This window comes from Actinacidiphila yanglinensis, assembly GCF_900107965.1.
GTDB classification, from domain to species: Bacteria; Actinomycetota; Actinomycetes; order Streptomycetales; family Streptomycetaceae; genus Actinacidiphila; species Actinacidiphila yanglinensis.
In genome coordinates, this window is record NZ_FNVU01000016.1 from 170,516 (window position 1) to 192,292 (window position 21,777).

Annotated in this window: 18 protein-coding genes and 4 pseudogenes; 18 read left to right on the forward strand and 4 right to left on the reverse strand. The window is 69.2% G+C overall.

Annotated elements, in window-relative coordinates:
• The first annotated feature begins 212 nt into the window (after window positions 1-212).
• From C4U44_RS29535 to C4U44_RS43320, 13 genes and pseudogenes are all read left to right on the forward strand, one after another.
• Window positions 213-1,371, forward strand: a pseudogene (locus tag C4U44_RS29535) (IS3 family transposase).
• Between the two features lie 1,208 nt (window positions 1,372-2,579).
• Entirely contained in the window at window positions 2,580-3,140 is a 561-nt protein-coding gene (locus tag C4U44_RS29545) for a hypothetical protein (protein ID WP_146088382.1), read from the forward strand.
• On the forward strand, window positions 3,134-4,111 hold the full coding sequence (locus C4U44_RS42850) for a hypothetical protein (protein ID WP_146088383.1): 978 nt from the start codon (window positions 3,134-3,136) through the stop codon (window positions 4,109-4,111). Before C4U44_RS29545 ends, C4U44_RS42850 begins: the two co-directional genes overlap by 7 nt.
• Window positions 4,112-4,138: 27 nt before the next feature.
• Complete coding sequence (locus tag C4U44_RS29555; protein WP_235032445.1) at window positions 4,139-4,867, forward strand: SAF domain-containing protein; 729 nt, start codon at window positions 4,139-4,141, stop codon at window positions 4,865-4,867.
• Window positions 4,867-5,682: a hypothetical protein gene (locus C4U44_RS29560; RefSeq protein WP_103889100.1), complete on the forward strand. Its 816-nt coding sequence runs from the start codon at window positions 4,867-4,869 to the stop codon at window positions 5,680-5,682. Before C4U44_RS29555 ends, C4U44_RS29560 begins: the two co-directional genes overlap by 1 nt.
• A complete protein-coding gene (locus C4U44_RS29565; protein WP_103889101.1) occupies window positions 5,672-7,180 on the forward strand; it encodes a CpaF family protein in 1,509 nt (502 codons plus the stop codon). Before C4U44_RS29560 ends, C4U44_RS29565 begins: the two co-directional genes overlap by 11 nt.
• Complete coding sequence (locus tag C4U44_RS29570; RefSeq protein WP_103889102.1) at window positions 7,180-8,127, forward strand: type II secretion system F family protein; 948 nt, start codon at window positions 7,180-7,182, stop codon at window positions 8,125-8,127. Before C4U44_RS29565 ends, C4U44_RS29570 begins: the two co-directional genes overlap by 1 nt.
• Window positions 8,124-9,005, forward strand: a complete 882-nt coding sequence (locus C4U44_RS29575) for a type II secretion system F family protein (RefSeq protein ID WP_407642905.1) — start codon at window positions 8,124-8,126, stop codon at window positions 9,003-9,005. Before C4U44_RS29570 ends, C4U44_RS29575 begins: the two co-directional genes overlap by 4 nt.
• A 21-nt stretch (window positions 9,006-9,026) precedes the next feature.
• Window positions 9,027-9,230 carry a hypothetical protein gene (locus C4U44_RS29580; protein ID WP_103889103.1) on the forward strand — a complete coding sequence of 68 codons (204 nt, stop codon included), beginning with the start codon at window positions 9,027-9,029 and terminating at the stop codon, window positions 9,228-9,230.
• Window positions 9,231-9,232: 2 nt separating this feature from the next.
• A complete protein-coding gene (locus C4U44_RS29585; protein WP_407642906.1) occupies window positions 9,233-9,652 on the forward strand; it encodes a TadE family protein in 420 nt (139 codons plus the stop codon).
• Window positions 9,649-10,101 carry a TadE/TadG family type IV pilus assembly protein gene (locus C4U44_RS29590; protein ID WP_103889135.1) on the forward strand — a complete coding sequence of 151 codons (453 nt, stop codon included), beginning with the start codon at window positions 9,649-9,651 and terminating at the stop codon, window positions 10,099-10,101. Before C4U44_RS29585 ends, C4U44_RS29590 begins: the two co-directional genes overlap by 4 nt.
• Window positions 10,098-10,550, forward strand: coding sequence for a TadE/TadG family type IV pilus assembly protein (locus C4U44_RS29595; RefSeq protein WP_200823449.1), 453 nt, complete (start codon window positions 10,098-10,100; stop codon window positions 10,548-10,550). Before C4U44_RS29590 ends, C4U44_RS29595 begins: the two co-directional genes overlap by 4 nt.
• 30 nt (window positions 10,551-10,580) lie before the next feature.
• Window positions 10,581-13,973, forward strand: coding sequence for a LysM peptidoglycan-binding domain-containing protein (locus C4U44_RS43320; protein ID WP_103889105.1), 3,393 nt, complete (start codon window positions 10,581-10,583; stop codon window positions 13,971-13,973).
• Window positions 13,974-14,356: 383 nt separating this feature from the next.
• Here the strand turns inward: C4U44_RS43320 and C4U44_RS43325 are convergent.
• A pseudogene (locus C4U44_RS43325) lies at window positions 14,357-14,740 on the reverse strand (AraC-like ligand-binding domain-containing protein); the annotation flags it as partial.
• A 260-nt stretch (window positions 14,741-15,000) separates the two neighbouring features.
• Here C4U44_RS43325 and C4U44_RS29615 point away from each other — a divergent pair.
• Both C4U44_RS29615 and C4U44_RS41270 read left to right on the forward strand, forming a co-directional pair.
• A complete protein-coding gene (locus tag C4U44_RS29615) occupies window positions 15,001-15,447 on the forward strand; it encodes a peptidoglycan-binding domain-containing protein (RefSeq protein ID WP_103889106.1) in 447 nt (148 codons plus the stop codon).
• Window positions 15,448-15,547: 100 nt separating this feature from the next.
• The gene (locus C4U44_RS41270; RefSeq protein ID WP_146088384.1) at window positions 15,548-15,967 is read left to right on the forward strand and encodes a hypothetical protein; all 420 of its coding nucleotides are present in this window, start codon (window positions 15,548-15,550) and stop codon (window positions 15,965-15,967) included.
• Between the two features lie 284 nt (window positions 15,968-16,251).
• Here the strand turns inward: C4U44_RS41270 and C4U44_RS29625 are convergent, their stop codons facing one another.
• A complete protein-coding gene (locus C4U44_RS29625) occupies window positions 16,252-17,001 on the reverse strand; it encodes an SDR family NAD(P)-dependent oxidoreductase (protein ID WP_103889108.1) in 750 nt (249 codons plus the stop codon).
• 128 nt (window positions 17,002-17,129) lie between these two features.
• On the opposite strand from C4U44_RS29625, the gene C4U44_RS29630 reads away from it, so the two are divergent.
• The 3 genes and pseudogenes from C4U44_RS29630 to C4U44_RS29640 all read left to right on the forward strand — a co-directional run bounded on the left by C4U44_RS29630 (window position 17,130) and on the right by C4U44_RS29640 (window position 18,238).
• Window positions 17,130-17,567, forward strand: coding sequence for an Rrf2 family transcriptional regulator (locus tag C4U44_RS29630; RefSeq protein WP_103889109.1), 438 nt, complete (start codon window positions 17,130-17,132; stop codon window positions 17,565-17,567).
• A gap of 66 nt (window positions 17,568-17,633) precedes the next feature.
• A pseudogene (locus tag C4U44_RS29635) lies at window positions 17,634-17,816 on the forward strand (helix-turn-helix domain-containing protein); the annotation flags it as partial.
• Window positions 17,795-18,238: a transposase gene (locus tag C4U44_RS29640; RefSeq protein WP_160145143.1), complete on the forward strand. Its 444-nt coding sequence runs from the start codon at window positions 17,795-17,797 to the stop codon at window positions 18,236-18,238. The pseudogene C4U44_RS29635 and the gene C4U44_RS29640, both read left to right, overlap by 22 nt.
• A 29-nt stretch (window positions 18,239-18,267) precedes the next feature.
• Here the strand turns inward: C4U44_RS29640 and C4U44_RS29645 are convergent.
• A pseudogene (locus C4U44_RS29645) lies at window positions 18,268-18,579 on the reverse strand (transposase family protein); the annotation flags it as partial.
• Window positions 18,580-19,654: 1,075 nt separating this feature from the next.
• On the reverse strand, window positions 19,655-20,650 hold the full coding sequence (locus tag C4U44_RS29650) for an ATP-dependent DNA ligase (protein WP_103889112.1): 996 nt from the start codon (window positions 20,648-20,650) through the stop codon (window positions 19,655-19,657).
• Window positions 20,651-21,777: the final 1,127 nt, after the last annotated feature.

The window sequence follows — 21,777 nt, forward strand, 5'->3', positions numbered from 1 at the left end:
TCTCCGCCATACAGAACCACTCAGGGCTCCTTCGCAGCACGGGGTCGACTCGCCCACCGGGAGCCTTAAGGTGGACCATCACCAGGGTCGAAGAAACAGTGATCAACAGTCTTCGGGTCTGGTGCACGATCGGGTGACGTCTTGACCTGCCCCACGTCCTGGGTTCCAGTTCTGGTGGCTGGCTGACAGTCCTTCACGGAAGGCTGGCAGTCATGCCTTGTCCCTATCCTCCGGAGTTCCGGGCACGTGCCGTCGCGCTGGACCGCGCCGCAAGCAGGCCAAGCAGACCGGGGTCGAGCTCGGCATCCATCCCGTCACATTGTCGAAGTGGTTGCGGCAGGACGACATCGACCACGGGCGGCGAGCGGGAACACCGTCAAGCGAGTCTGCTGAGTTGCGGGCCGCTCGCCGGCGGATCCGTGAGCTGGAGACCGAGCTGGGAATCGTCCGCCAGGCGGCGAAGATTTTGGGCGAGGACAAGCCCCGCCCAAAAGGCTCTACCCGGTGATCGACCGACTCGTCGACGCCGGGGCACCGGTCGACCGATGCTGCCGGATCCTCGGGGTCGCCCGCCAGAACTACTACAAGCACAAGCGCACACCGGCCACACCGCGGCAGTTGCGGCGGGACTGGCTGACCGGACTGATCCGGGAGGTCCACGTCGCCTCCCGTGGCACCTACGGCTACCGCCGTATCCACGCCGAGCTCACCATGGGCATGGGCATTCAGGTCTGTTCCAGGACCGTATCGGTGCTGATGACACAGGCCGGCATTCACGGCTTGCCCGGACCGGCGCGCGTGAAGCGGCTGCGTGGCATCGTCACCGCCGAGGACCTGGTCAATCGCAAGTTCCACCGGTTGCGTCCCGACGAGCTGTGGGTCACCGACATCACGCAGCACCGCACCACGGAAGGATGGGTCTACTGCGCGGCGGTCCTGGACGCGTTCAGCCGCAGGATCGTCGGCTGGTCCATCGACTCGAGGCAGGACTCCACCCTCGTGGTCAACGCCTTGGACATGGCCATCCGCAACCGCCGCCCTGAGCCGGGCGGGATCGTTCACGCCGATCACGGAACCCAGTTCACCTCGTGGGTCTTCGGGGAGCGGATCCGCTCCGCCGGCCTTCTGCCGTCGTTCGGCACTGTCGGGGACGGCCTGGACAACGCGATGATGGAGTCGTTCTGGTCCTCGATGCAGATCGAACTGCTCAACCGCAAGCGGTGGAAGACCCGGGTCGAACTGGCCAATGCCATCTTCGAGTTCATCGAGATCTTCTACAACCGCCAACGAAGACACTCAGCACTGGGCTACCGCACCCCCATCGAGTACGAACTACTCTCCGAGAACCACACCATCCCAGCTGCCGGTTAGCCACCGAGCCTGGAACCCAAATGGTGAGGCAGGTCAACCAGTCACCCGATCGTGCACCAGACCCCGTCGATGACCTCGGCGGTCTCTTCAACGTGGCGAAGGCGTAGGCGGCCTAGGGTCGCCACACGTGCATCCCGCAGTCCGTCGCCGGGACTCGGCGTCGACGATCCGGGATGAAGGCGGGCCCTTCCCGGTGTCTACTCTCCGGGTGACACTCGGCGGCACTCGGTCACGTCCGCTGAAGTCGTGTATCGAGGGCCACTCGGTGATCTTCTTGTAAGACTACGCGGTGAGTTCGGTGGGCAGGGCGGTCTCGTCGGTTTCTGACTCGATCGGGTGGCTGGTCCTGGCGACCCTTACGAAGCGGCGGGCTTCGGTCCACGGATCGAGGTCGTCATCCCGGCTAGGTGTCGAGACAACTGCCGAGTCTCGCCACGCCACCTACGACGACCTGGTGCGACAGCCATCCGAGCCCGACCGGGCTCAAGGAATCGACGTCCGAGGCCCACCAGGCCGGTAGCGAGATCCTGGTAGGCATCGTGGACCTCCTGATCGCCATCTGGGACGACCAGCCGGCCCGGTGCTTCGGAGGCACCACGGACGTCCTCGCGTACGCGGAACGTACCGGAGTGCCGTGTTCGGTCATCTGGCCCGAAGGGGCAACTCGGGATGCGCGATGACGCCCTGAGCCTGTTCCCTTTGCGGACAGCGTTGGTGTGATGGTCAGACTGCGAGCGCCCTGGTCTCGTAGTCAGCGGGACTGAGGTCGCCGACGCCGCTATGGAGCCGATGCAATTTGTACCAGCTCTGCCCCTCACTCTGCCGGCACCAACGTCGCATCGCCAGGCAAGCGCGCATTTGCAGGTAGCAGATGAGAACGGCAAGGACCGCTGCCATGGATTGTCCCGGGCGTTGCGTTCTGGATGCTCACGCCAAGGTGTTCACGGGAAACTCCCTCCCTGGCAGGCACAACACCCCTCCCAACGAACGAACACTCGAAGGAAGCTTCTCGTTACTACCGCCCAAACTGCCCCTCCCACCCCACGGACCCCGGTGGTCCATGGCCGAATTGCGCCGTAGGGTGCGCACGTTCGCATCGCGACGATCTGATCACAGTGCGAGCCTGATCCGTCGGGAGCGGACCTTCTCGAACAGCGGCTCGTGGTGGGGAGCATCCTGTGACATCAGCACGTACAGGAAACGACGGCATGACGCGTAGGCACATGCTTAAGGCAAGTGTCATCGTTGTGGTCGCACTCAGCGGGGCAGGGTGCGGCTCGTCCCACGACAAGACAGACACCACACCCACGTCCAGCCCGCCGACCACGACTGCATCCCCGACACCGGAGGCGATGGCACAGGCGAAGGCAGCCGCAGCGGCCGCCTACGTCAACATGTGGGACGCCGCGGCAGCTACTTTTCACGCCGGCAAGGTCACGAGCCCAGCGCTGGAGAAGTGGGCGGTCGACAAGGCGTTGGCGGGTCAGGAGGAGGCTGGCCTGTACTACCAGGGGCGCGGAGACGTCATGCAAGGGAAGCCCCGGTTGTGGCCGAAGGTCACCTCCGTAGAGCTGACCGAGACTCCCTACACCGCGAACATCACCGACTGCATGGACAGCAGTCACTACATCGAGGTGGGTAAGAAGACCGGGAAGCCCGTGGGCGGTGTCGACCCCCAAAAGCATCACGTGGTCACTGCGGTTGCCCGTTTCAACGGAACATCTTGGGTGATCACGCAGATGACCATCGACCGGGACCGGACATGCTGAAGGCCCTCCGAGCGGGTGTCATCGCCGCGACCGTCTTCGTGTGCATCGCCGCCGCACGGCCCGTGGCATGGGCCGAACCGACCAGCCCACCGAGAAACGGTGTCACTTGCCCACCCTACGTACCGAATTGCAACGTCGACGCCGTGGGGTCCATCCCTCCGAGCCAGGGATCCGGCGGCGATCCCGGCGGTTCTGGAGACAGCAGCACGGGAAACAGTGCGAAGTGTGTGCTCGGCGGAGCTGAAATCCCCTGCCAGCGGGATGATCTGGGCTGGTTCAGTTCACTCGATGACTGTTACTGGCGGCTGATGGAGCCGCAGCCGGCAGCAGACGATCCATTGAACAAGTTCGTGAACGGCTACCCCGCGGGCGGCGATACGGGCAAGGGCAAGTTCTATGAGGTGGCCTGCCCCAACGTGCCCGGGCAGAATCGCGCTCTGCAGAGCGGGGACTACTGGCGGGCCGCTCCCCCGCCCGGCTTCGGCGGCGGCCCGGACCTAGCTGTGCTCGCCCAGCAGGCCGTTACCAAGATGCGCTTGGAGGGCGCGGACGTCGGGATTGCACCGAAGCCCGGCGGTAAGGGCGGGTCGGTCGGGCTGCCGGTGTGGGTGTGGAACGGGAAGGGGCCGAGGACGACGGGACCGACGTCCGCGAGAGCCACCGCGCTGGGGGTGACCGTGACCGCGACCGCGAGCGTGAAGTCCGTGGCGTGGGGCTTCGGCAACGGCGCGACGGTGAGCTGCCCGTTCCCCGGCACGCCCTACGCGGCTTCTGACGGTCTCCAAGCGCCCTACGCCGGCAAGGGCCAGTGCGGCTTCGCCGGCTATACCCGCACCGGCTCCTACACGGTGACCGCCACGTCGACGTGGGCGGTGCACTGGGTCGGTGGCGGGCAGCAGGGTGACTTGACCACCACCAGGGCCTCTCAGGTCCGGATCCGCATCGGCGAAGTGCAGGTCGTCGGCGAATAGGCCGGCACGCACCAGGAGGACCAGATCGTGAGCCAGACCACCAACCCGTTGCCCGGTCCTGCCGCCGGACACCTGCCCGGCCCGGCTGGGCCTCCCTCCCAGCGGCCGGTCGCCGCGCCGCGGCTGCTGCGGCAGCGTCGCCGCCGGCCCGGGCTGATCGCGCTGTCCGCGGCGCTGATCGCCGCTGGGGGTCTGTCGGGGGCGGTGTTGTATGCCTCTTCCGGGCACCGCACCTCGGTCGTGGTGGTCGCGCGCGATGTGCCGATCGGCGCGCAGATCACCGCCGCGGACCTCTCCGAGGCGCAGATCGCGCTCGACCCGGCGGTCAAGGCGGTCAAGGAGTCCGGGGAGAAAAAGCTGATCGGGCAGCGTGCCGCGGTGGACTTGAAGGCGGGATCGCTGCTGGCGCCGTCGCAGGTGACCCGCAAGACGCTGGTCGGCCCGGGCGAGCAGTTGGTGGGCGTGAGCGTGAAGCCGAACCAGCTGCCAGCGACGCCGTTGGTGCCGGGACAGAAGGTGCTGGTCGTGTCGACTCCCGACCCGAACGCCGCGGCGGACTCCGGAGGCAAGAGCACGTCGGACGATGCGCCGCCGCAGACGCTGACGGCGACGGTGGTCAAAGTGGGCACTCCGCAGACCGGCACCGGCATCGTGACCGTCGACGTCGCAGTCTCATCCGGTGACGGTCCGGCACTGGCCTCGCGGGTCGCGACCGGCGATGTCGCGCTGATTGTCGCGTCCCGGGACGGCAGCTGATGGCCGTCGTCGCTCTGGCCGGGGGGCTGGGCGCTCCGGGCGTGACCACTACTGCGATGGCGCTGCTGATGGCCTGGCCGCTCGCGCCGGGGCAGCGGGTGATCCTGGCGGAGTGCGATCCGGACGGCGGCGCGGTCCTGCCCGGCGCACTCCAGGGAACAGTGAGCAACACCTACGGGCTGCGGAACCTCGCGCTCGCCGGCCGCCAGGGCCAGCTCGCCGACGCGTTCTGGCGCCAGCTCGTCGACGTCACCGACGAGGCCAGCAGGGACCGCCTGGTCCTGCCGGGTGTGTACGACCCGGCGCACACGTCGTCTCTCGGCCCGGTGTGGGAACAGCTCGCCACGCTGTTCGCCGGGATCGAGCAGCACCAGCACGACGTGTTGGTCGACCTGGGACGGCGGGGAGCGTTCGGCCCGTCCTCGGTGCTGGCGCAACGCGCCGACGCGGTGCTGATGGTGGCCCGCAACACACTGCGCGGGCTGCAGAGCGCGCAGGTGCGGTTGGGTGCTCTGCGGGAGCAGTTGGGCGGCGCTACCGAGGTCGGCCTGATCCTGGTGGAGGCCGGGCCGTTCGGGCGTGACGAGGTTCAGCGCAACCTGAGCACTGAGGTGGTGGCGGTGCTGCCCTGGCAGCCGGAGCAGGCCGCGGTCCTGTCGGACGGAGCGGCGCAGCCGCGGCGATTCGAGAGCGGGGAGCTGATGCGCGCGGCCCGCACCGCGACCACCAGGATTCGGCAGATGGTCGCCACTCGCCGCTCCCGCCTAGGCCATCCCGGCATGCCCGGGGGCCGGGAGGTGAGCAATGCGCGCTAACCCCCTGCACGTCAACCCAGGTGTGGCGCCGATACCGCCGCGGTGGCACCAAGGCCCTCCGACCGTCTCGCCAGCGGTAGTCGGCCGCGCAGCGGCTCCCGGGACGGTCGGGGCACCGGTGCCGCAGGCTGTCGTCGACTACGAGGCCGTGCGGTTGATCAAGAAGTCGGTCGGGGAGCGGCTGACGGCCCTGCTGCACGCCCAGCCGGGTATGAGCCCGGCGGCGCAGGAGCAGCAGGGCCGTGCGTTGATCAACGAGCAGGTCGCGATCTGGGCCGATGGCGAGGCGATCAAGCGGGAGGTGTCGACGACCGCAGCGGAGGATGCCGCGCTCGCGCAGGCCGTGTGGGACTTGCAGTTCCGGGCCGGACGGCTCCAACAGCACATGGACAACACGGCGGTGGAGAACATCTTCATCAACGGCTTCGAGCAGGTGTGGCTGGACTTCACCGACGGGCGCCGCACGCGGGTACCGCCGGTGGCCGACTCCGATGAAGAACTGCGGGAGCTGCTGCGGGACCTCGCGCGGCGCACCACCGGCCAGAACGAGCGCTCGCTGAGTACGGCGGACCCGTTCCTGGCGCTGCGGCTCGCCGACGGCAGCCGGTTGCAGGCGGTCATCGACGTCACCCCCGGCACGTATGTGACGATCCGCCGACACAGCATGCGCCACGCTGACCTGTCCCACCTGGTCAAGCTGGGGATGCTGGATACGACGCTCGGGTACTTCCTGCGCGCGGCGATCGCTGCCGAGAAGAACATCATGATCGTCGGCGGGCAGGCCGCCGGGAAGACGACGCTGCTGCGGGCCCTGCTCAAGGAGATCCCGCAGGACGAGCGGTTCGCGACCCTGGAGACGGAGTTCGAGCTGTTCGCGCACGAGAACGGATGGCACCGCCAGGTCGTGCCGATGGAGGCCCGGGAGTCCAACGGCGAGATGGTCGCCGGTACCCGTGCGGGTGAGATCTCGCTGATGGACTTGATGTACCGGGCGCTGCGGATGTCGCTGGCGCGGATTGTCGTCGGTGAGGTCCGCGGGCCGGAGATCGTCGCGATGCTGCAGGCGATGACGAACGGTCAGGGCGGCAACCTGTGCACGCTCCACGCCATCCACCCCAGCGTGGTGTTCGACCGGATCGCCGAGCTGTACCTGCTCGCGCAAGCCAACATGTCGGAGTCGCTGGCGTACCGGCAGGCCGCGAACGGCCTGCACTTCATCGTGTTCGTGAACTCCGTGGACGAGACCCGCATCGGCGGGCACCGGCACCGGTTCGTCTCTCACGTCCTGGAGGTGACCGGCATCGGCGAGGGCGGCCGCCCCGATACGAATCTGATCTTCGGGCCGCGCCCGGAGTGGGGAGAGGACCGGGCGGTGCCCCTCATGCATCCGCGGTGCATCAACGACCTGCGCCGCGCCGGCTTCGACGCCGACCTCCTCAACGAAGCCCGCGGCACCTGGCCGACACCGCTGCCGCTGATGATCCGGGAGGCATCCTGATGACCGGGCTGCTGCTGTGGGTGCTGGCTGGCCTGGCCGTGACCGGCGGAGCGGTCGGCGTCGTCGCCGGCATGGTCGGCACCGACGCCCCGCAAGGTCCGTCCCTCGCGCTGCGGTTGCGGGCCCGCACCGGTCACGCCGACCTGGACGCGCGGATGCGGCGCCGCACCCGCCTGAGCGTCGGCGCGGTGGCGGGCCTGGGGGTGTGGCTGGTGACGGGCGTGTTCGTCGCGGGCGCCCTGGTGGCGCTGGCGTTCGTCGGTGTGCCGTGGCTGCTGGCCCCCACCAGGGGCGCCGCGGTGCGGATCGCGAAGCTGGAGGCGCTGGGCGACTGGACGATGCGGCTGTCCAATGTGCTGCGGCTGGGCCGCGGGCTGGACGAGGCGCTGCAGATCTCCCGCAAGGGCGTCCCCGACGCGATCGCCAGCGAGGTCGGGGACCTGGTCGACCGCCTCCAGGTCGGATGGCGCTCGACTGAGGCGCTGCGCGCGTTCGGGGACGCACTGGACGATGTGACCGCCGACAAGATCGTGGCCGCGCTGATCTTGTCTGCCTCCGACCGCGGGCCGGGCCTCGCGCAGGCGCTGGAGGACCTGGCGGAGTCCGTCCACGAAGAGGTCGCGAAGCGGCGGGCGATCGAGGCCGACCGGGCCAAGCCCCGTACGACGGTGCGGTGGATGACCATCATCACCCTCGGTGTGGCCGGCGCCGGGTTCCTGGTGCCGGGCTACACCCACCCGTACGGGACGCTGCTGGGGCAGCTGGTCCTCGCGCTGCTCGCGGCCGGGTTCGTCGCGGTCATGGTGTGGATGCGGCAGCTCGCCGACCATCGGCCGATCCCGCGGTTCTTGATCGCCGACCCCCGCAGCCGCGTCGCACGGCCGGTGCCGGTAGCAGCGGCCACCGTTCCGGTACCAGGGGCGGTTCCGGCTGGGGAGGCGCTGTGATCCCGATCGGTCCGATCCTCGCCGGGTGCACGGTCGGCGCCGGTGTCGCGTTGCTCGTCAAGGAGTTGGGCAGGCCGGCGCCGGCACTCGGCCCCGCGCTGCAGCGCCTCAACCAGCCCGCGGCGCCGCGGCCGGAGAGCGTCAGCGAGGACCGTGACGAGCGGTGGGGGGCGTGGCTGGTCGACCACGTCGGGCACCTGCCCGGGGTGCACATCCCGCACCAGAATCTGGCGCTGGTCGGGCAGAGCGCGGGGAAGTTCATGCTGACGAAGGTGGCGCTTGCGGCTGCCGGGCTGCTGCTGCCGCCGCTGACGACGATCCCGCTCCTGCTGCTGGGTTTCCCGTTCTACCTGCCGGCGCTCTTCGGGGTGCTGGCCGCCGGGGTGCTGTGGATCGCCCCGGATCTGGCGCTGCGCGATCAGGCCAAGCGGGCCCGGGAGGAGTTCGCGCACGCCATGGCCGCCTACCTGGACCTGGTCGCGCTCAAGCGGGCCGCGAACGTGTCCGCGGAGCAGGCGATGGAGCAGGCCGCCGAGGTCGGGGAGGGCTGGGCGTTCGTGCGGATCCAGCAGGCCCTGGCCCGCTCCCGGGTCGACAAGGTCCCGCACTGGGAGAGCTTGGGCCGACTGACGGCGGAGCTGGACCTGCCGGTGCTGGACGACTTGGCGGCGATCATGCGGCAGTCCAGCGACGACGGCGCCTCCGTCTACGCCACCCTCCGCTCCCGTGCGCGCAACCTGCGCGGCGAGCTGCTCTCCGACCAGGCCACGGAGGCCAACGCCGACTCGGAGAAGATGACCGCCCCCGGCGCGTTCCTTGCCGTGCTGGTGATGCTCCTCATCGCGTTCCCCGCGGTCATCCGCATCCTGACCACCTGAACGAACCGAAGGAGTACGTCCATGAAACTCGCTGTCCGTCTGGCCGCGGTGGCCCCGTGGCTCCAGGGTCGGCTGGATGCCGGCCGGGCCCGGGGTCGCGATCGGGGCGACATCTCGATCACCACCATCATCATCTGGGTCGCGGCCGTCGCCGGCGCGCTCCTCATCGCCGGCACGATCGCCGTGGTGATGTCGAAGTACAACGGCAAGCTGTCCGGGCTCTGACGATGCGTCGGGTGCGGGGGTGGGCGGCGGCGATACGGGCGCGCGCCCACGGTGACCGGGGCGACACGTCCCTGCAGATGGCGATCGTGTTCCCCGTCGTCATCCTGATGACGATCGCCGTGGTGCAGGCCAGCATGTGGTACTACGCCCGGAACATCGCGCTGACCGCGGCCCGTGAGGGCGTCAACGCCGGCCGCGGCTACCAGTCCTCCCCCGGCGACGGCGCCGCCCGGGCCCGCTCCACCCTGGACCGGATCGGCGGCGACAGCCTGCACGGCCCCGGGGTGTCCACCGACGGATCCACCGCGGACACCGTGACGATCACCGTGTCCGGCACCGCGATCTCCATGCTGCCGGGCGTGCCCGGCCTGCACGTCTCCCAGTCGGCGTCTGCCGCCCGCGAGCAGTGGACCACACCGTGAACCGGCGGGCCCTGGCCGGGCTACGGGCCCGCGGGGATCGCGGCAGCGAGGCCATCCAGGCGGCGATCGTCACGCCCCTGCTGATCGGGTTCCTGTGCACGGCGATCGCCGCCGGGCGGCTGGTCATCTCCGACGGGAAAATCGACTCCGCCGCAGAGGACGCCGCACGGGCCGCATCGATCGAGCGCACCCCGGGCGCCGCCCAGGCCGCCGCCGACACCGCGGCCGCCAAATCCTTGGATGACCAGGGCATCACGTGCGCGAGCGAGCACGTCGCGGTCGACGTGGGCGGACTGAACGTGCCGGTCGGCCAGGTCGGCTACGTGCACGTCACCGTCCGGTGCACCGTGAACCTGTCGGACCTGCTGCTGCCCGGCGTGCCCGGCTCCAAAACCCTGACCAGCTCGTTCACGTCGAGCGTGGACGCGTACCGATCGAGGCAGGGATGAACGCCACAGCGCGATGCCTGCGCCGCCGCGTGGCCGCGCACGAAGACCGCGGAGGGATCGCGGTGTTCACCGCGATCGTGACGATCACGCTGCTCGGCATCATCGGCCTGGTCATCGACGGCGGCGGAAAGATGAACGCCACCGAACGCGCCGACACCGTCGCGATGGAAGCCGCCCGCGCCGCCGGGCAGGCCATCGACCCGGGCGCGGCCGTCACCGGCACCGCCTACCGCGTCGACCCGCAGGCCGCGACCGCCGCAGCACAGGCCTACCTGCACCAGGCCGACGCCAGCGGACACATCAGCATCTCCCCCGACGACACCACCATCACCGTCACCATCAGCGCCACGTACGCCACGAAGTTCCTTCCCGCGGTCGGCATCGACTCCCTGCCCGTGACCGGGCACGGCAGCGCGAAACTGCTGCACGGCGTGAACACCCCCGACTAGCTCCAGCGCACACCCAGAAGGGCCCCGACGATGCCTCAGCCCTCCCCCACCAAGCCCGCCCGCCGCGCCGGCTCGAGCTCGGCCGCAGCACTGCGGGCCCTGGGCAGCTTCGTCGTGCTGGTGGCCCTGCTGATCGGCCTGCCGCTGCTGCTGTGGTGGGCCACTGCTGTGGTCGGCCCGGACGGCGTGCGCGCCCTCGGCAATCTCGCCTCGACCCGGGACTCCGGGCAGGTGTTCCTGCTCGCGCTCGCCGCGATCGGATGGGTCGGCTGGGCCGGGTTCGCCGGCTCGGTCCTGCTGGAGATCCCCGCGCAGCTACGCGGCCGCAGCGCCCCGCAGCTACGAGGCCTGCTCGGGCAGCGCACCGCCGCCACCCTGGTCGGCGCACTCTTCCTTGTGCTGCCGGCCGGGACCGCGCCCGCCGCTCCCGCCGCTCCCGCCGCGCACGCCGCGACACCCGCCGCCGCCACTGCGCCACCCGGTTCCGCCAAGGAGTTGGCTGCCGCTTCCACGACCGCCTCCCCCCAGAGCAGCACGCCGACGGTGGTCTCCTACACCGTGCAAGAAGTGCGGCCGGCGGAGAGCCTGTGGACGATCGCGCAGCAGCAACTCGGCGACGGCAATCGCTGGCAGGAGATCGCGGACCTCAACACCGGCCGCACCATGGCCGACGGCACTACGTTCCGCGCCGACGCCCCGATCCAGCCCGGGTGGGTCCTGCGCCTGCCCAGCGACGCACACGCCCAGGACACGAGCATCAGCTCGGCAAACGGCGAACCCGCCGGCCCGCACGCCACTTACACCGTCGCCCCTGGCGACTCCCTCTCCTCGATCGCGCAGCAGCAACTCGGTGACGACGCGAAGTGGCCCGACATCTACGCCCTGAACAAGGGCCAGGAGCAGCCCGGCGGCCGGCACCTCACCGACCCCGATCTCATCTACCCCCAGGAGCATCTGCAACTGCCCAGCACCGCGCCCAGCAAGCAGGAACCGCCCGCCACTCACGAGGCACCGCAGCACCAGGCGCCGTCTCCAGCCATCCCGCCGCCCGCCACGGCCCCGCCAGCGGGCACCGCCCCGAGCACCACGCCACCGGCCAGCACCGCCCCCGCCGTCACACCCACGCAGCAACCCGGCACCGCGCCGACCCCCGCCCACACCCCAGCCACAGCCGCGGAGACAGGATCAACAACTACCGCGCACACCACGGCGACCGGCAGCCGCATGCCGCTGTACGCACTCGGCGGCGGCCTGCTGGCCGCGGCCGTGCTGACCATGCTCGGGCTGCGCCGCCGCCACCAGCAGCGGCGCCGCGGCATCAGCCGCCGCATTCCCCTGCCCACCGGCAGCGCGGCCGCCACCGAACAGGCCCTGCGCGCCACGGAACACCCCGACGTGCCGCAGTTCATCGACAGCGCGCTGCGCACCGCCGCGATCGGCCTGGCCGCCGCCAGCCAGGAGCTGCCTGACCTGTCCGCGGTCGTCTACGACGGGCACGGCCTCGAGCTGCGGCTGGCCGAACCGACCCCTCCGGTCGCCCCTTTCACCGCGGTCGACGGCGACCTCGCGCGCTGGCGCTGCTCCATCGACAGCAACGAACTCCTCCCGGCCGAGCACACCGACACAATCGAGGCCCCTTACCCGGCGCTGGTCACCCTCGGCTCGACCGCGACCAGCACCGTCCTGGTCGACCTGGAGCACTACGGGCTGGTCACGCTGACCGGCCCGCACCGCCGCGCCGTACTGCGGGCCCTGGCGATCGAGCTGGCTACCTCCCGATACGCCGAACACCTGGATATCGCCGTGGCCGGCGCCACGACTTGCCCCGGACTGCCGCCGCTGGTCCCGGAGTGGGTCACCGCTTACGACACTGTGGACGCCGCGATGCGGGCCGCGCAGGATCATCACGCCATGCAAGCCCGTGCGCTGGCCGACCTCGGCGTCGACGGGCTGCGCGGGGCCCGGCTCCGCGATGACCAGGCATCCTCGTGGACGCCGTGCCTGGTGCTCGCCGATGAGCCCGGCAACATCTCGGCGGCCGCGCTCGCGACGCTCGCGGGGCAGCTGCCCCATACAGCCGGCGCGGTCATCACCGCGGCTGCCTCCCCCGTTGACCTTCCTGCGGGCGGGTGGCACCTCGACAGCAGCGACGGGCAGGTGCGCCTGCCCGACCACGACTTGACCGTCACCTTGCAGGTACTGCCCGACGACGACTACAGCGACCTGGTCGCCATCCTCGCCGCATCGGACGACTCCCGCCCCGACGTCCCGTCGGCCCCGTCGACGCCCGTCCCCGGCTCTCGGCCGGCCGACGAACCACCCGTCGCTCCCCCCGCTCCCGCGCCGACCGAACCGGCACCGGCACCCTATGACCCAGCCGGCCACACCGACGTCGAGGAAGTCCGGTCGCTGCAGGTCGAGCTGACCAAGGCCTCCCACGAGGACGACACCGGCGCACCAGCGGCGCTACTGGCCGGCTTCGCCGACCTTGACGACCCTGACGACCTCGACGACGTCCCCTCCCCCGACCTCGCGAACCCGCGACCGCCGGCGACAGAGTCGATCGCCGACCCCGAAACCACTACCGCGGCGCCCTCTGCCGCAGTGCCGGCGCCAGCCCCTCCGGTCGAGGCGATCGAGCCGATCACCCCCACCGCACAGACCACTGCTACGGCGCCCCTGATCCGCATCCTCGGCCCGGTCGACATCACCGGCACGCAGGGCACCACGGACACCAAGTATCTGCGGGTCGTCACCGAGATCGCCGCATGGATGGTGCTGCACCCCGGCCTGGACCACCGTGCCCTGGACGAAGCAATCTGGCCCGGCCGCGACGTCTCCCGCAAGACCCGCAACCCATGGATCTCCCGCCTGCGGACCCTGCTGGGCGCAGCCGCCGACGGCACCAAGTACCTGCCCGCGATCGCCACCACCAACGACGCCCGCTACCGGCTCGCCGACCCCGTCACCAGCGACTGGCACCTCTTCCAGAACCTCGTCGCCAAGGGCACGACCAGCACCGGCGACGCCGCCGACGACCGGCTGCGCGCCGCACTCGACCTCGTGCGCGGCCGGCCGTTCGCCGCCGTACCGCCCAGGCGATACGTATGGGCCGAACACCTCGCCCAGGACATGATCTCCGCGATCGTGGACGTCGCCGCAACCCTCGGGGAGCGACGCCTGGCCACCGCCGACCCCCGCGGCGCGCTATGGGCGACCACCAAGGGACTGAATGTCGCCCCCGAGGCGGAACACCTGTACCGCATCAACTTCCGCGCCCACCACGCCCTCGGCGACCACGAAGGGCTCGAGCGAGCGGCCGGCCAACTGGAACGTCTGTGTGACGACCTCGGCAGCGACATGGAAGACGCCACCGTCGAGCTTCTGCGGTCCCTGCTGACAGCAGCGGCGCCTCTGCGGTAGTCAGATCGGCTGGCAGACCCGGCCACGGCCGAGGGTGGCACTGCGAGCCGTGTCATGCCGCGTCGGTCAGGAACGTCGCGGTGATCGCGCACCCGTCGGGTGAGGAGATCCAGTTCGACTAGTTGGAGCTGCCGGATGCTCCGGCCGGGTGGGGAGTGGGGAGCGCGCTCATCTTTTGATCGCGTACAGGGAGAAAAAGCAGGGCTTCTTCTGACAGCCGCCCAAGGTGCGCCTCTGCGTATCGCCCGCAAGGGCATCGAGTCGAGCGAGCGCCTGGGCCGCCGCCGCTGGGGCAGCAGACCCTCCCGGTCCGCGAGGCTGCCGAGGAACGCTGAGGCGAGCTGGATGGAGGCCGCTCCTAGACGTTCGGCCTCCAGCGCTCTCCATTGGCCACCGGCCAGCCCCTGAAGGAACCTTGCGAGGAGGAGTCCGGTCCCCTGCGTGGGAAGCCTCCGTGACAGGAGATCCCGCATCGACCGGTCCGGGAGCGGCACCGCAGATTTGGGCAGGTGGAGGAGAGTCAGCCAGCCGCCCTCGGTCACCCGCATCTGAACCGGCTGCGACGTGTCGTACAGCAGCAGATCGCCTGCTTCAACCTTGGCGTGGTTGCGTGCCTGATCCACCATCATGACCCCGCTGGTCATGTAGCCCAGCTCCCACAGCTCGGGATCCGACCGTTGGATCAACCGTGCGGTTCGTACTGCCGTCAAAGGCGGGAAAGACAAGACGGACACCTTGACCTGCCCGAGATCCAACGCAGCATTCATCCCTGGAAGTCCTCGCGGTGCTCACTGGCGACGTGTGTGGGTGCAAGATTCTGCATCAGCAGGTCGCGCCACCTTCCGAACCTCTCAGTCCTCGGCACGTTGGCCGTATGCATCTCGGCCCAGCCCATTGATCCACCCTCGTGCTTGGTGTTCACATCGTGTCAACGACTTTGCGCTCTGTGTCAATTACCCAAGCCTGGACCGACGGAACACTTGGTCTGAGACAGATTCACGAATCGGACCACGGAGGAATCGCGACCATGGACCTGCGTAAACGCGTCACCATCGTCCTGCCGAACGCACTCGTCTGTGCCACTGCGGCCGTCGGGATTGCCGCCGGGAGCCTGGCGGGCGCAAGTGCCAGCTTCGCGGCGGCCCCGCCGGCCGCCAGGCCCGTGGTCGGCTCCGTCGTTCCCTTCGCCGTCAACAACCTCGGGCTGACCACACACGAGGCCGAGAACTGGCAGAGGGAGCTGGGGCACTCGCTCACGGTCGACGGGCAGTTGGGCACCGCGAGCTGGGAGGCGGCGCAGGAGGTGTTCAAGAGCCACGGCTGGTACTCCGGCCCAATCGACGGCATCGCCGGTAGCGGGACGATCAAGGGACTACAGCACTACCTGAACTCCTACGGCCCCTACAACCTCGCGGTCGACGGGATCGCCGGCACGCAGACCAAGGCCGCGTTCGCGGACTACAACAACTACTAGGACACCCGACAGCCGGGGTTGAACACACCGCCGGCCGTCTGACATGAACCACTGCGAGCCCGCCCCCCGCCGAACGCGGGGGCGGGTGACGCTCGTCGGTGTGGAGCCCAGAACCTCATCCTTCAGGAGGTACAACAAAATGCGAACTCGACGTTCTCTGCCACTCGCAGGTGCACTCGTAGTCTTAGTGGTCGGGACGGCACTGAACGCTCCGGCAGCTGCGGCGAGCGGCGGCGTGTGCAATCCGGGCTGCTCCGCCAACGTGGAGTTCAAGTCGGACGGCGAGATACTCACCGTTCATGACTACTCGCCCGACGGCTTGTCTGCAGTCGCGGAATTTGACACGCATCGCGACGGGTCAATCTCGTACTTCTTCAACAGCAACAGCTACGAGGGACCGCCGGCGGTGTTCAACCTGGACCTGCCCGAGGGCACGCTGGTCCGCTATAGGGCGTGTCTGTCGCACGCTGGCAGCGGTGTATACACCAACTGTAGCGACTGGTACAACGACGTCGCCTGAACCGCACGAAGTCCGACCCTACCCAGAGCTTCGGCAGAGGTGAGGGGCCGAGGGGGCGAGGACGTCCGCCCGGCCGTCGTCGGACAGTTGACCGCCGTGTGCTGGATCAACCGCGCCAGGACCGCCTGTACGTGGTACCCGTCGTCTAACGAGCTCGTGCATGGTTGGCACGGGTTCTTCTCCTCGGCTCGCTTGCGGCCAATCCGCGCAGGCGCGGGTCGTAGGCTGCGCGCGCCCCGAAGGCGCGATGTCCTTCGGGGCGGCGCGCGGCGGGGGTTGCCGGTTCAGGCGTTGTAGCCACCGTGGGCGTCCAGTACCGCGCCCGTGACGTACGACGCGGCGGGGCTCGCCAGAAAGGCGATCGCCGCGGCGATTTCTTGGGGGTGCCCCAGGCGTTGCATGGACAGCGAGCTGACCAGGGCCTTGAGGGTCTCGGGGTCCGGCGTTTTCATGCCGCCATCCATCAGTCCGGCCTCCACGACGTTGGCCGTGATGTTCCGAGGCCCGAGGTCCCGTGCGACCCCCATGGTGTACCTCTCGATCCCTGATTTGGTCGCCGAGTAGTCGGCAACTCCTGGGACTCCGACTCGGGAGCCCAGTCCGGAACTCACCGTGATGATGCGGCCGCCCGCACGCAGCACTCGGGAGGCGGCACGGATGACGGCGATCACGCCGAGGTAGTTGGTGGCGTGCATCCGGTCCAGCGCGGCGGTGTCGGCGTCCGGGTCGTCCACGGTGCCAGTCACGGAGATCGCTGCGTTGTTGACGAGGATGTCCAGGCCGCCGAAGTGCGCCACCACGTCATCAATCAGCGCAGGCGCCTGACTCATGTCCGCCTGGTCGGACTTGAAGGCGACGGCTTTCGCTCCCTTGCCGTGCACCTCGTCGACGACAGCCTGCGCCTGCTTCCCGGAGCTGACATAGGTGAAGGCGACGTCGGCGCCCTGCTCGGCCAGCAGTCGTACGGTCGCGGCTCCCAGTCCGCGCGACCCCCCGGTGACCAGGGCGACCTTGCCCGTGAGTGGCTTGCTCATTCTTCTCACCTCGTTGATTGGCCCTTCTCGACAGTCGCAACGGTAATCGTTACGACAACCTGTTGCAACCTTTGCTGTTACGACTAAGCTGTCGTAACATTGGCCGTTGCGGTAGAGAGGAGGGGTTCATGGGTGCCAACAGCAGGTTGACCATTGCCGCCCACGCGCTGGCCTGGATCGGTCTTTACCAGCGCCAGGGCCATGAGGTCGCCACCTCCGAGCAGATCGCGACCAGCGCGAACACCAACCCCGTGGTCATCAGGCGGCTGCTCGGCGAGCTGCGCAGGGCCGGGCTCATGGAGTCCCGGCGGGGCGTGGGTGCGGGCTGGTCACTGACGCGCGAGCTGGGGTCGATAACCCTGCTCGACGTGTACGAGGCAGTGGATCCCGGCCCGCTGTTCGCGATGCACCGCGCCCTCCCGGATCAGGGATGTGTGGTGGGTTACGGCATCCAGCCGGCACTGCAGGGCATCTACGAGGGCATCGAGGAGACCCTGAGACACGAGCTGGCCCGCGTCACGCTCGAGAACGTACTCCGGGACGTTCTCGCGGCACCTCGCTACTGAACTTGATTGAGTGATGTCGGAGCCGTTCGCCTGACGGTGGGAGGGCCGTTCCGGTAGCCCTGGACTGTGAGATACGCGCAGGGCGGCGGGCTGGCCGACGCGGGGAGGGTCGCCCGGGAGCGGATTCGACTGCATGCCGTGGAACGCTTCGAGGGCGGGCAGAAGAATCGGGAGATCGCTGCCGCGCTGCGGGTCAGCGAGCGGTCCGTGGAGCGGTGGCGTCGCCAGTGGCGCGAGCGACGGGCAGCAAACACCACCTGATCTGGGACGGCCGCGGCACCCCGCTCAAGGTCATCACCACTGCGGCCAACGTCAACGACGTCACCCAGACCCTCGCCCTGGTCGACGGCATCTCACCCGTCGCCGGCCGCCCCGGCCGACCGCGCAGGCGCCCTGAAGCCCTGCTCGGAGACAAGGGATACGACTCCAACCCGAACCGCGAAGAGCTCCGCAGACGCCGGATCCTGCCGGCCATCTCCCGCAAGGGTGTCCCGAACATCCAGGGTCTGGGCAAGCTCCGCTACGTCGTGGAGCAGACCTTCGCCCTGCTCCACCAGGTCATCAAGCGCCTGGCCGTCCGCTTGGAACGCCGCACCGAACTCCACGATGCCTTTGTCTCTCTGGCCTGCGGCCTGATCTGCTGGAGATGCTTCAAGAAGACCCGATCATGATCGTGTTACGAGCTCTAAGTGCGTGCAGATCAGTAACATGCTTTCTTGATCTTGTCCTGGCCATTTTGGGCGAGGAACGTTGCGACGTCGGCTGGTGTGTGGAAGCGGGCGGTGGAGGCGTCGATGTGATGGCCGTGCGCTTCCAGGAGTGGGTGGACTTCGCGTTTCGCCCGGCTGATGGTCATGGCGGTGACTCCGAGGAGTTGGCCGAGGAGGTCCATGGTGGCCAGCTTGCGCAGGTGGAGCACGGTGGCCAGGATCCGCTCGGCGGGGGCGAGTTTGGCCTTGGCGCCCGAACCGGGGGCGACCAGACGCTCGTGGCCGCGACGGGTGCGAAGTGTCGGTCGAAGCCCGCTGATGGCGACCCCCTCGCGGCCAACCGGCCGAAGGCGCAGCCGAGTCAACCGAGGGTACGGAAGCCGTGTCGCGCTACTCGTTACGAGGCACCGGTCGTTCCCCTCGCCAGGAGCGGAAGCGGTGAAGGCGGAAGGCCCCGGATCCGGAGTCTGCCATGACTGCCAGGGCCTCCCGCCCGAACGGCCCCCGACTAATGCGCCGGTGTACGTGGGGCCGGTGTGACACAAGAGCGCATCACAACATCTCCAACGGCCAAGTAGCCAAGAAGTCACTCGGACAGTCGAGGCTGGAGAATCGGTCGACGGCCGCAACGACGCTGTCAATGAGACGGTTCTCACCCTCGGCCACACCGCGATGGCCGCCTCTCCGTAGCCCGTCAGTAACCGCCAACCCCGGTTACACCGCTCGTTTAGACCCGCTCCTGACCGAACTCGAAGCTGCCAACGCCACCCTGCGCGGACAGCTCGGCACCACCATCACGACCCTCCCCGGGCCGCGTTGACACCACTATCGGCCTGATACGGGCACCGGCCAGCGGCCTGCTGGCCGCCGTCCGGGATGTCTTCAGTGAGCAGACCCGGCGCCTTGGCGTGACCGCGCTCTTCATCGCCGTCGGCCACGACCAGCCCACCGAACTGTTCGCAGGCCAACTCGACCTCGACCCCACCGGCTTTGTCCGGGTCCAGGCCCCCACCACCCGCACCAGCATCCCCCCCCGGGGGGCGCCTGCGGCGACGTCGTCGACGACACCTCGCCAGGCCATCACTGCCGCTGGAACAGGCTGCGCCGCCGCTCTCGACGCCGAACGCCACCTCGCCACCCTCGCCACCCTCGCCAACCAGAACCAGAAGACCAGGCTGGACCGGCAGGCCCCCCGCTCGCACCGGCACCCTGACTCCCGATCGGCACGGTTCATGGGTGCGCGCCGTGGCCGGGGGCACGAGAACCAGTGGCCCCCAGGGTGCCAATGTCCCTTCGGGGACCGGCGGCAGTGCCGCCCGGCAGGGCCCGGCCGTTCCGCCCCCCGGACGGCCGGGCGTACCACCTTCGACGATGTGCTCAGCCCGCGGCTGGCTCGTTACCCGAACCGAACACCGGTACATCGCCCGGCGCCGCATCCGCGCGAACCCGCAGCCACCGCACGGGATGCCGCCACCGGCCCGCGGTATCCAGCGACACGTCCGCGGCCACCTCGCCGACCAGCACCGGCTCCACGAGCTCCACCCGCAGCACCTCCTTGGTGCCCCATCCGGCCGAGAACGTCCACCCCGTCCAGGGATGCCCGCCCGACGGTGCGGTCAGCTGGGCGGCCAGTGCCCGGCCCGTCTCGCGGGACAGCACCGACGTACGGCCGACGTAGCGCAGGGCGCCACTCGCGTCCAGGCGCCCCAGCAGCACTGTCGCCGGCGACGCGATCGAACCGCTGACCGCGCCGACCACCGCCTCTGTCGAGGCCCGTGCCCGGTACTTCCTCCAACCGCGACGGCCCGGGGCGTACTTCTGGTTCAGGCGCTTGAAGACCAAGCCCTCCATGCCCACGGACGACCACGACAGCCAGCCCTCCGCGACAGCCGGATCGGTGGTCGAGGGGCACAGCACCCACGGCGCGCCGAGCCCCTGCTCAGCGAACAGCGACTCCAACGCGTCACGACGCTCGACATAATGCCGACCCGTCAGGTCTCCCTCAGCACCGAAGCGCAGCAGGTCAAACGCCACGAAATGCGCAGGCCATTGCGCCGCCAACTTCGCCGCGCCCGCGGAGCTGCGGTTGAGCCGGCCCTGCAACCGCTCGAACGCCAACCGGTCATCGGCCCACACCACTACCTCACCATCTAGGCCAACAGCCTCAGGCAGCGTCATCGCGGCGGCCGCGATCTCCGGGAACGCCGTCGTCATGTCCGCGCCACGCCGCGATCGGATCACCACACGACCGTCGGCGTAGCGGGCCAGCAAAGCCCGATAGCCGTCCCACTTCGGCTCTCCCGCGTGCGCGGCTGGCAGCACCGGGCTGTCCACGGCAACGGCCAGCATCGGCTCGGGCAGTGTCCACACCATGATCGACAGTTACCACGGCCGTGTTCCGCCCGCAGTCGCGGCACGCAGACCGAACGGGCGATCCCTGGTTGGGAGCCCGAGACACCGGACCCTTGAGACAAGGTCACAGCTCCCACAATGCCGTCCAGCAGGGTCGACGGCGGACACTCCTGCACAAGGGCGGCGGCCACGTCCGGCAACGCAGGCAGCGGGTCCGCTCTCCTGCGGCTGCGGATCACCGGGGCGCCGTCGTCCAGGCGCCCGCACAGCGTCTGGTACCCACCCCACTTCGGTTATAGCCGACCTGTCCTCGGGTACCTCCAGAACGCCGAGTTGCGCCGCACCGCTTCCCCCCGACCTGGCCCCTGACTAGCTCCTCTGAGGGCAGCCGGATGCCCTCGGGCATCGGCCAGGTCGGGTCCCTTCTACGCCCGGCGGCCTGACCTCCCGAACGGAGCACGACGTCGCGGGGGGAAGTGGGGCGGGTCAGTGCTCGTGGGGGTGGGGGGTGTGGACGGGTCCGTGGGCGTCTTCGCAGTGGTCGTCTCCGGCTGGGTCTGCCTGGCTTGCCCCGCTGATCGTGTGTAGCTGGTTGGCGTCGTGTCCGACGTGGTCGACCTGCAAGGTGGCGTGGTCGATGCGGTAGTCGGTTGCCACGAGCTGCTGGAGCCGACGTCGTACCTGGTGGCCGTCTTGGTCGAAAGACATCCGCGGGCCGGGGTGCCGACAATGCGCAGGATCGCACGGAAGCTGACACACAGGCCGGAACGGAACCCATCCGGGCGGCGCTACAGGACCTGCTGGACGACCTGTGTTCACGTCCCGGTATCCCCGTATGAGCGTTCACGTTCGGGGCATCGTTCCAGGTCAGACCATAAAGGACAAGCCAAGTAGGTTGAACCTTAAATGTCCTCATTGAGATGTGGAGATCAAGTGAAGATCACCCGCTGACGGCGAGTCGCCTACAACCGAGAACAGGTCTCGCGGGTCTCGCCAGGTGTTCCGGCCAGGTGCCTTCGGCTCGACGTTGCGGAGAAGTGCTTATGACCAGGTCCTCCAGCCGTTCGCGGAGGCATGGCAGGGGGCGGCCGGGGGGCGACGCCACGACCGGGGCCGGCACGACTTCCGGGGTGGGTGCACCGGGACCG

Bases quoted from the DNA above. Each gene is read 5' to 3' on its own strand.
- C4U44_RS29545 (WP_146088382.1), top strand. From the start codon at position 2,580: ATGACGCGTAGGCACATGCTTAAGGCAAGTGTCATCGTTGTGGTCGCA.
- C4U44_RS42850 (WP_146088383.1), top strand. From the start codon at position 3,134: ATGCTGAAGGCCCTCCGAGCGGGTGTCATCGCCGCGACCGTCTTCGTG.
- C4U44_RS29560 (WP_103889100.1), top strand. From the start codon at position 4,867: ATGGCCGTCGTCGCTCTGGCCGGGGGGCTGGGCGCTCCGGGCGTGACC.
- C4U44_RS29565 (WP_103889101.1), top strand. From the start codon at position 5,672: ATGCGCGCTAACCCCCTGCACGTCAACCCAGGTGTGGCGCCGATACCG.
- C4U44_RS29570 (WP_103889102.1), top strand. From the start codon at position 7,180: ATGACCGGGCTGCTGCTGTGGGTGCTGGCTGGCCTGGCCGTGACCGGC.
- C4U44_RS29580 (WP_103889103.1), top strand. From the start codon at position 9,027: ATGAAACTCGCTGTCCGTCTGGCCGCGGTGGCCCCGTGGCTCCAGGGT.
- C4U44_RS29585 (WP_407642906.1), top strand. From the start codon at position 9,233: ATGCGTCGGGTGCGGGGGTGGGCGGCGGCGATACGGGCGCGCGCCCAC.
- C4U44_RS29595 (WP_200823449.1), top strand. From the start codon at position 10,098: ATGAACGCCACAGCGCGATGCCTGCGCCGCCGCGTGGCCGCGCACGAA.
- C4U44_RS43320 (WP_103889105.1), top strand. From the start codon at position 10,581: ATGCCTCAGCCCTCCCCCACCAAGCCCGCCCGCCGCGCCGGCTCGAGC.
- C4U44_RS29615 (WP_103889106.1), top strand. From the start codon at position 15,001: ATGGACCTGCGTAAACGCGTCACCATCGTCCTGCCGAACGCACTCGTC.
- C4U44_RS29625 (WP_103889108.1), bottom strand. From the start codon at position 17,001: ATGAGCAAGCCACTCACGGGCAAGGTCGCCCTGGTCACCGGGGGGTCG.
- C4U44_RS29630 (WP_103889109.1), top strand. From the start codon at position 17,130: ATGGGTGCCAACAGCAGGTTGACCATTGCCGCCCACGCGCTGGCCTGG.
- C4U44_RS29650 (WP_103889112.1), bottom strand. From the start codon at position 20,650: ATGGTGTGGACACTGCCCGAGCCGATGCTGGCCGTTGCCGTGGACAGC.